The organism is Nostoc favosum CHAB5714, assembly GCF_020829495.1.
GTDB classification, from domain to species: Bacteria; Cyanobacteriota; Cyanobacteriia; order Cyanobacteriales; family Nostocaceae; genus Nostoc; species Nostoc favosum.
Genome location: NZ_JAIVFQ010000076.1, coordinates 23,976 through 32,525, shown reverse-complemented (window position 1 = coordinate 32,525; position 8,550 = coordinate 23,976). Strand labels below are relative to the sequence as shown.

3 protein-coding genes and 3 pseudogenes are annotated in these 8,550 nt (G+C 37.2%); 1 reads left to right on the top strand and 5 read right to left on the bottom strand.

Annotated elements, in window-relative coordinates; all coding sequences use genetic code 11:
* Nucleotides 1-118, top strand: a pseudogene (locus LC586_RS42820) (IS982 family transposase); the annotation flags it as partial.
* Nucleotides 119-135: 17 nt separating this feature from the next.
* On the opposite strand, the pseudogene LC586_RS30390 reads toward LC586_RS42820, so the two are convergent.
* The 5 genes and pseudogenes from LC586_RS30390 to LC586_RS30370 form a co-directional block, all read right to left on the bottom strand.
* A pseudogene (locus LC586_RS30390) lies at nucleotides 136-966 on the bottom strand (diaminobutyrate--2-oxoglutarate transaminase); the annotation flags it as partial.
* 82 nt (nucleotides 967-1,048) lie between these two features.
* On the bottom strand, nucleotides 1,049-1,930 hold the full coding sequence (locus LC586_RS30385) for a cupin-like domain-containing protein (protein ID WP_229489011.1): 882 nt from the start codon (nucleotides 1,928-1,930) through the stop codon (nucleotides 1,049-1,051).
* 132 nt (nucleotides 1,931-2,062) lie between these two features.
* A complete protein-coding gene (locus tag LC586_RS30380; protein WP_229489009.1) occupies nucleotides 2,063-3,454 on the bottom strand; it encodes a condensation domain-containing protein in 1,392 nt (463 codons plus the stop codon).
* 5 nt (nucleotides 3,455-3,459) lie between these two features.
* Nucleotides 3,460-7,908, bottom strand: a complete 4,449-nt coding sequence (locus tag LC586_RS30375; protein ID WP_229489008.1) for an SDR family NAD(P)-dependent oxidoreductase — start codon at nucleotides 7,906-7,908, stop codon at nucleotides 3,460-3,462.
* 138 nt (nucleotides 7,909-8,046) lie between these two features.
* Nucleotides 8,047-8,496: pseudogene (locus tag LC586_RS30370) on the bottom strand (beta-ketoacyl synthase N-terminal-like domain-containing protein); the annotation flags it as partial.
* Nucleotides 8,497-8,550 lie beyond the last annotated feature (54 nt).

Sequence of the window (8,550 nt, the reverse complement as noted above, 5' to 3'; positions counted from 1 at the left end):
ATTTAACTTTTTGGTTAATTTGATGGCTGGTTTAACTGCTTATACCTATTTGCCTAAAAAACCTTCGATTGATATTTACCCAAAAGATTTGCCTGCACTACCTCCTGCTATTTTTTAGTTCCGTCGAACTCACGTTAACAATAAAGACATAGGGAACCCATATCCACTAATCGATTTAGAAAGTATAACTATATCGGGAACAATACTTGCTCTTTCAAATGAGAAGAAAGAGCCTGTTCTACCGCAACCGACTTGAATATCATCACAGATTAATAAAATATCATGCTCGTCACACAACTTTCTTAGCCTTTGCACCCACTCAATGGGAGCAACAATAACCCCACCTTCAGCTTGGACTGTTTCAAAAATTATTGCGGCTGGCTTTTCAATTCCTGAACTAACGTCATTTAGAACTGACTCTATATATTTTATAGTGTCAAAGCTTTCCATAAATCCATAGGGATAAGGCATAAATGTTACACTATTTAATGTTCCAATCGCGCCTGCTCGAATTGCGGTATTAGCAGTAATTGATAAGCTACCCAAAGTCATTCCATGATAAGCACCCATAAAGGAGAATATACCAGGCCTTTTTTTGACTTTTCGAGCTAATTTTAAAGCTGCTTCGACGGCATTTGTTCCAGTTGGTCCGCAGAACTGGATGCGATAATCTAAGTGTTTTGTACTTAGTATAACTTCGTGAAACTTAGCTAAAAACTTCTCTTTAGCAGAAGTATACATGTCTAAACCGTGGGCTATCCCATCAGCGTCTAAATAGGAAATGACTTTTTGTTTTATGTAGTCATGATTATGTCCATAATTTAATGCGCCTGCACCAGCAAAAAAATCTATATATTCTCGACCTGATTCAGCATAAACAATCGAACCCTTAGCCCGATGAAATATATCTGGAAAACTACGGCAATAGCTTCTAACGTTTGATTCGTACTTTTCAAAAATATTCATACAAATTCTCTCCGTTTACGATTGTTATTCTCTGTGAATATATTTATTTAGTTTCTTTTGACATAAAAATTTATTTTTGCTATCAAGAGACATAATTCAAGTATGATTTATAAAATTTGAATATTAATTGAGAAGGTATTTTAAATACTAATCCCATAGCAAGTAAAAAGTTATAGTAAGAGTTTTGGATGGGCATACCTTTGACACTTGCTGCTAGGGCATTCAAACAACTTTTTGTTGTGTGCCAATCAATATTAAAAGAAATTGACATATCTAAGCTTCTAACATGATGTAATGTCCCAGGGGGCATATATAAAATATCACCAGGATTGATGATAAATTTAATTGGTCTGGCATTTTTATATTCAGGATACTTATTGAAGTCTGGATTTTCTGGATTCACAAGAAACCATCGCCAGCCTTTGCGATAACAATATTTTGCATCTTCAGGTAGTAATATCGTAAATTGTTTACGCCCAACAATTTGAAAAAAAATATTATTAGTCAGAAGACAATCAAAATGTAGTGGAGTAATACTATTAGAACAACCCAAAAAAAACTGACAGTAACGCCACCACTTATACCAGTACCATTCCGGTAAATAATCTAAAGGGAATGGTTGAGCGTCTTTTATTAATGAAGGAATTAAGCTAAATAAAGGTAGGTCGTGACAATATGGTGGTGAGGGATTATTTAGAAAATCAGCTTCATAAGCTTCTATTAATCCTATATACTTTTCCATTGTCAGGCTACATATTTCAATCCCTTTATCACTAAATCTCTTAGCATAAATATTCAAAGATGGTGATAATTGTTTGAAGTATTTTAAAGACCATTGACTAAAGCTATTCCAGCTAGGAATAACTCCAGAAATTATGACAGGTTTTCCTCGATCAACATAATTTTTGATAAATTCATTACTTGAAAGTTTGTATCTTCTTTCTATTTTAGATACAGTTATCATACTTGAATCCTATTTAATATTTTATCTCAGGATATTGATGTAATCAGTTAATTATCCATAGAGTTACATCCATTTGGATTGTGCGTGAATTTATTCACTAAATTAGTATGTTCATCAACGGATTGGAGCTAATCAATAATCAAATAATACAGCTTCTTTTTCTAAAGATTTTGATATTTCCTGTTCTCTTGCCGTTGAAAATGATAAATCTTTAATTTTGGACAAAGGATTAGCCATTATGCATTCTAATGCTATTTGAAAATCTGCAAGTATTCTAGAAATAGTAGCAATATCAAATCTTCGACAATCATATGAAATTGCCACTATCATTTCCGCTGCTGGATATATAACTAAATTTAAAGGGTAATTGGTTCTGAAATACTCGCCTTTACTTGTATCAATTTCTATATTTCCTTTCCAACGTAGTGCAGATCGAGCACTTGGAAGGTTCTCAACCACAACAAAACTTTCAAACAAAGGTAAATTTCGGGGTACTTCGCTCCAGCTTTGAATTTGTGTAAGTGAAGTGTATTCATGATGACGTAATTCGACTAATCGAGTCTGAGTAGCTTGAAGCCATGATAACAAATCTTGCTCTGTATTTAACTTCAAATTCATGGGTAAAGTGTTTATAAATAAACCCACCATTGACTCTACTTCGGCTAATTCTACTGGTCTTCCTGTGACTGTACAGCCGTAAACTATATTGTTACAACAAGTATAACGACTAAGGAGAATAGACCAAATTCCATTAATTAATGCAGCTAGAGTTAAGCGATTTTTTGCAATAAAAGATAACAGTGATTGTGTCTTTTCTGGCGATAGCTTATATTTTTCTTGATCGTACCTCTGTTCTGTAAATTTTAACTGCTTATTCTCTATATAGATTAGAGGTGTTGGTGCTTTAATACCCGCTAATTGTTGTCTCCAGAAAGTTTCAGTTTTTTCTATGTCCTGCTCCTGTAACCAGTCAATATAATCGCGGAAAGGGCGATTATATGCAAATTTTATTTCTTTATCTTCACACAGTGCTTCGTAAATTTGTAGCAACTCATCAAATATTATCGCAGAAGACCATCCATCTCCGGTTATATGATGAGAACTCCAAATAAATTCATAGTAGTCATCGGCAAAACGAATTAAAGTTATACGCATCAGACATGGCTGCGACAAGTCAAAATATAATTTGCGATCGCTATCATAAAATGATTTCAAGCGCTCTTCCTGTTCTGCTTGTTCGATACCGCGCCAATCATATTGGTTTAAAGAAATTTTCACATTTTTATAGACGACTTGTAAGGGATTATCAATGTCTTCCCAATAAAATCCTGTACGCAAAACTGCGTGTCTATCTACAATTTTTTGCCATGCTTCCTCAAAAGCCTTGATATTTATGTTTCCCCGTAAACCGACAGGAATGTGAAAAAAATATAATAATGATTCTCTTTCATACAAAGAATGGAATAGCATCCCTTCTTGCACGGGTGTAAGCTTATATATGTCCTCTATATTTTCTGCTTTCATTATGCTCATTCCTCGTTTGCTTGGTTGATTTTTGCTAGAAGTTTATCTAAGCTTTTTTGACTCAAGTTTGCTCTTGGGAAGTCAGAAGTTGTAAATTTTTGTCCCTCGACAGACTGACAATGAGCAATAATATTTTGCAGCATCTCAATGTAATTTGAAGCTAATGTTTCAATTGTTATTCGACGATGATTTTCTTGACTGTAAATCCAATTCAATTGCAACTGTTCTTGAACAATAGCTCCATTTATTTCCAATAAATAAAAACGATTTGCACTTGAGCCTTGATTCAATTTAAGGTGCTGGTGGGTTAAATTAAATAAAGATGACTGGGAAATAAGTTCGTCAAAATTACCTGAGTATTTAAAACTAACTTGAGGTTGAGGAAATGATTTTAGCTCCGATTTAATCTCTTGATTACTGCTTATATAGCGAAGCAAATCATACCCAGTACCTTGATTGGGAATACTACGCAAATAATCTTTGATTGCTACCAATGCACTTCCTTCGTCGGAAGCTTCTGTTATATCCAAATTTGCAGGAAAGCAAGTTGTAAATAAACCAACTGTACGGGTCAGGGATATATCACTTAAATTTTTGAAAATTTTCTCTCGGCTATTGTCTTCGACATCTACCCACAGTTTTGACTCTCCCGTCCACTTTGCAAATGCTTGCACTAATGCTGTGAGGAGAACATCATTTATTTGGGTATTATAAGCCTTGTTGACATTATTTAATAAGGCTTGTGTTTGTGTTTTATCTAGAGAAATTGATACGATGTCAACATTTGCCTCTATATTTTCCCTACCAGGATAGTCCACAGGCAGAATGCTAAGAGGTTTTTGGGCTTTTGTTAACCAGTATTTTTGCTCCCGTATAACTTCTGGAGTCTCAGCGTAATCTTGGATACGCTGTGCCCACTCTCTGAATGAAGTAGTTTTATCAGGCAGATGTATCGCTTTTGATTGGCTGAGTTGCTGATAAACTGTTTGTAAATCTTCTAGCAAAATTTGCCAAGAAATTGTATCTACTAAAAGAGGGTGGATGGCAATTGCTAGGTAGCTATTTTGCTGCGATCGCAATTCAATTAAAGCAACTTTTACAAGCGTTCCTTCACTCAGGTTGAAGCTACTTTGTATTTCTTTAATTTTAGACTCCAAAGCATATTCATGCTCTGTTTCTGAAAGTGAAGTCAAATTTACATACTCGTATTCTATGACATCTACATCATTGCTATTAGCTTCAATTTGTTGCCAGCAAGATTCTTTTTGAGTAAAGCGTAGACGAAATACATCGTGGTCTTGAATTACATATCTTACAGCCTGTTCTAATAGCTGGCGATCGCAGGCTTGTTTTACCTCCAACAGTAAGGACTGGCTAAAGGAATTTATTGTATCTGGCTGATTTTGAGCGAAAAACCGATGCTGGATGGGTGTGAGGTATACTTCTCCTGCTTGTAAAGTACGTTCAGTTAGTTTTGTTTCTTGCATAGATGCTGCTGTTGCTAATTCAGCAATAGTCTGATGCTGAAACATTTGTTGAGCAGTTAACTTTAAGCCTAGTTGGTTGGCTTTGGAAATAACTTGAATTGCAAGAACGGAATCACCTCCTAATTCAAAAAAATTATCCTTAATTCCTACTTTGTCTATTCCCAGGCGTTGCTGCCAAATTTGAGCCAAACTTTCTTCAATTTCATTACGTGGAGCTACATAATCATTCTCTAAATTGGGTCGGGGATGATTTGGTACAGTAATATTTGCTGAAACTAATTTCTCTTCTAATATTGACAATCTATCTTCCGTTTGGAAGTGTTTGCTTTGTTCGATTAAAGTGACAAAATCTTGGGTTGAGACAACGACATGAGGCAAATTACTTTCTAAAATGCGATGAAAAGTATCAATACCTTCTTGAGGCTTAATTGCAAATTTTAAGTTAGCTTCCTCCAGCTTTAGCATCTGCTTAATTTCATTTCGTACTACAGTATCGACTTGCATTCCTACTTCTTGCCAGGTATCCCAGCTAATTGATACTGTGGGTTGGCTTGATTTACAGGCACAATAGTGAGCATAAGTGTCAAGAAAAGCATTTGCCGCACAGTAATCTACTTGTCCAAAGTGTCCCAAGACAGAAGTTCCAGATGAACAAAGCACAAAGAAATCTAAATTGGAATTTTTCAAAACTTCGTCTAGTACTAGCGTTCCCCTGACTTTTGCTGCGAGTACGCTATTTGCCATTTCTTTTGTCTTGAGTTGAATTATGCCACCTGGAGCAATACCTGCTGCATGAATGACACCATCGATACGACCAAATTGTTTGCAAGCTTGAGTAACTACTGCTTGCATTTGCTCAAGATTAGCTACATCGGCACTATAAATTTGAACACTAGCTCCTAATTTCTCAAGTGCCAGAACTTTTTCAATTTTACGGCTAACACTATCTTGGTTATCATGAGTTTCTAACCATTGTTGCCACTGCGAACGTTCAGGTAGTCCTTTTCGTCCAACAAGAATTAATTTAGTATCTGCTGTCTGAGCTAGATTTTCTGCTAATACCAAACCAATACCACCAAGTCCCCCGGTAATTAAGTAAACCCCTCCTTCTCTTACCTTAGATTTACTTGCAATATCTCGCTCTAGCCGCACAGGTTCAAAAGTTTGCACCCAACGATGATGACCCCGATAGGCTACTATGTCATCGATTGTTTGGGAAGTAATTTCTGTGACAAGATAATCTATGAGTTTTGGTGCTGGTGGGTTTTTGCAAGAAGGAATTACTATATCAACAGTAGAGCAAGTTATCTTCGGGTATTCTTGGGGAATTACCTTACACGCTCCTAGTAATGTTGATTTTTCAGGGCATAAACTATCATTGCCAGTTACATCATGTACGTTGCTTGTGACAACTGTTAACTTCAAAGTATCGGAAATATTCCGCCTTCCCAAAGCTTGCGCTAGAAATAGCAGACTCCAGAAACCCAAATTTTGAGTATTTTCAAAAAACTGATGTGATGATTGTGTTTGTTCTATCGCCTTATAGGAGGATAAGGTATCATTTGTCGTAACGCTCCAAAAATGAGCAAAATGCCATCCGGTAGGCTTGGCGATCGCATTTGAATTTAAATCTAATCTCCTAAGTTCTGCCAGCAATGTATCATAATCACTACTGGTTTGGGGATTAATTGCATAAGCGCGATCGCCTAATTTGGTAAAATGCTCTGCAATTGCTACAGTTATGACATTATGACCTTGTGATTCCAACTGCTGTGCAACTTGCGAACCAACTCCAAAAGTATCAACAAAGACTAAGCAACATAGTTTTTGCGATGATTTTGATGGTAAGTGGGGAGAACGCTTCCAGGAAGGGATATAAAACCAGTCGGCAATATTCGGTTTTTTGTGTAATGCTTGCTGCGGTTGTATAGCTAAGTTAGCTTCAGGATTGGCATCAATCCAGTAGCGCTGACGTTCAAATGGATATGTCGGTAAGGGGATGCGAGTGCGTTGTTCGTTGGTATAAAAGCTAGACCAATCTACTTCTACCCCAGCCAGCCAAAGGCGACCCAATGTATTCATTAAAAACGCTATATCTGACTGTTGTTCGTAGGAATGGCGCAGGGTGGGGAGCATCGCAGATTTAGCACGATCGCTTTCTAGACATTGCGATGCAAAACTAATTAATGCTTGACCAGGGCCTACCTCTAATAAAATCGGATTGTCTTTTTGCCATAACTGTTGGACTCCCTGTGCAAAGCGTACTGGTTGACACAGATGTTTCACCCAATAACTGGGGTCTGTTGCTTGCTCTGCTGTAATCCAAGTGCCAGTAACGTTAGAAATATAGGGAATTTTTGGGGGTTTGAGGTTAAATGTTTTAACTAAATCGTCAAAGGCAGGTGCGATCGCCTCCATCATCACAGAATGGAAAGCGTGAGATGTCTGCAAACGCTTACCAATTAAATTTTGTTCGCCCAGTTGTCGTTCCCATTCCTCCACCGCATCCTTGGCACCTGCAATCACACACAATGATGGCCCGTTGATTGCAGACATGGAAATTTTTTCATTTCGGAGGGGCTGTATCTCTTCTTCTGAAAGCGGCACTGCCAGCATCGCCCCTTCTGGCAACTCTTCAATCATTTGCGCTCTTCTAGCTACTAAGGTTAAAGCATCTTCAACAGACAAAACCTCGGCTAGAGTTGCTGCTACATATTCACCAATGCTGTAGCCAATCATCGCCGTAGGACGAATTCCCCACGATATCCACAACTGAGCTAAAGCATATTCAATGACAAATATAGCTGGTTGGGTAAGAAGGGTTTGATTTAGTAAAGATGTTGCACGCAACGTCTCTGCATCTGCTGGTTCTTGCCCACGGTCTAACATTTTTCGCAAATCCAACCTACTGGAGGTAGTATCTTGCTTTTGCTTACTGCCATTGTTGCTGTTTCTCTGACTTTTCACGGCATGTGGAAAAGGCCATTTTGAGGGTTTTCCAAACCCTGATTTTTCCGTTAGCTATTTTCATTAACTTAAAGCTATTGACAATTAGGCTGTAGAAAAAGTCACGTTTTTTCGAGGCTTGAAGACTTCCCGTGAAAAGTCAGCTACTGATATAGCGTTTCGATTTAAGTAAAGGTTGAGTAAGTAGCTATTTAAGCCAGAACCTGCGAACACACCTATGGGACATTTCTCGATTCCAGATTTATATCCCGCATTCTCTAATGCTTGCCATGCACACTCCAAAAAAATGCGGTGCTGTGGGTCAGTGATTTCTGCTTCTCTGGGATTAAATCCAAAAAATGATGCATCAAATAATTCGGCATCTTCTATCACAGCATGTGCTTTAACATAATTTTGGGAACTGAGAAGTTCTTCATCTATTCCTGCTGCCAACAGTTCTTCGTCACTGAAAAAAGAAATTGATTCTATGCCATTTTGAAGATTATTCCAGAGTTCATTAATGTTTTTAGCTCCAGGAAATCTTCCTGCCAATCCAATGATTGCTATTTCCGAGCCGTTGATAGAAGTTGATGCTATTGGAATACTCATTTTCTCAATTATTCCTTGAATCTTTTCAATATAATTACTTCTTTAAACTTGTTT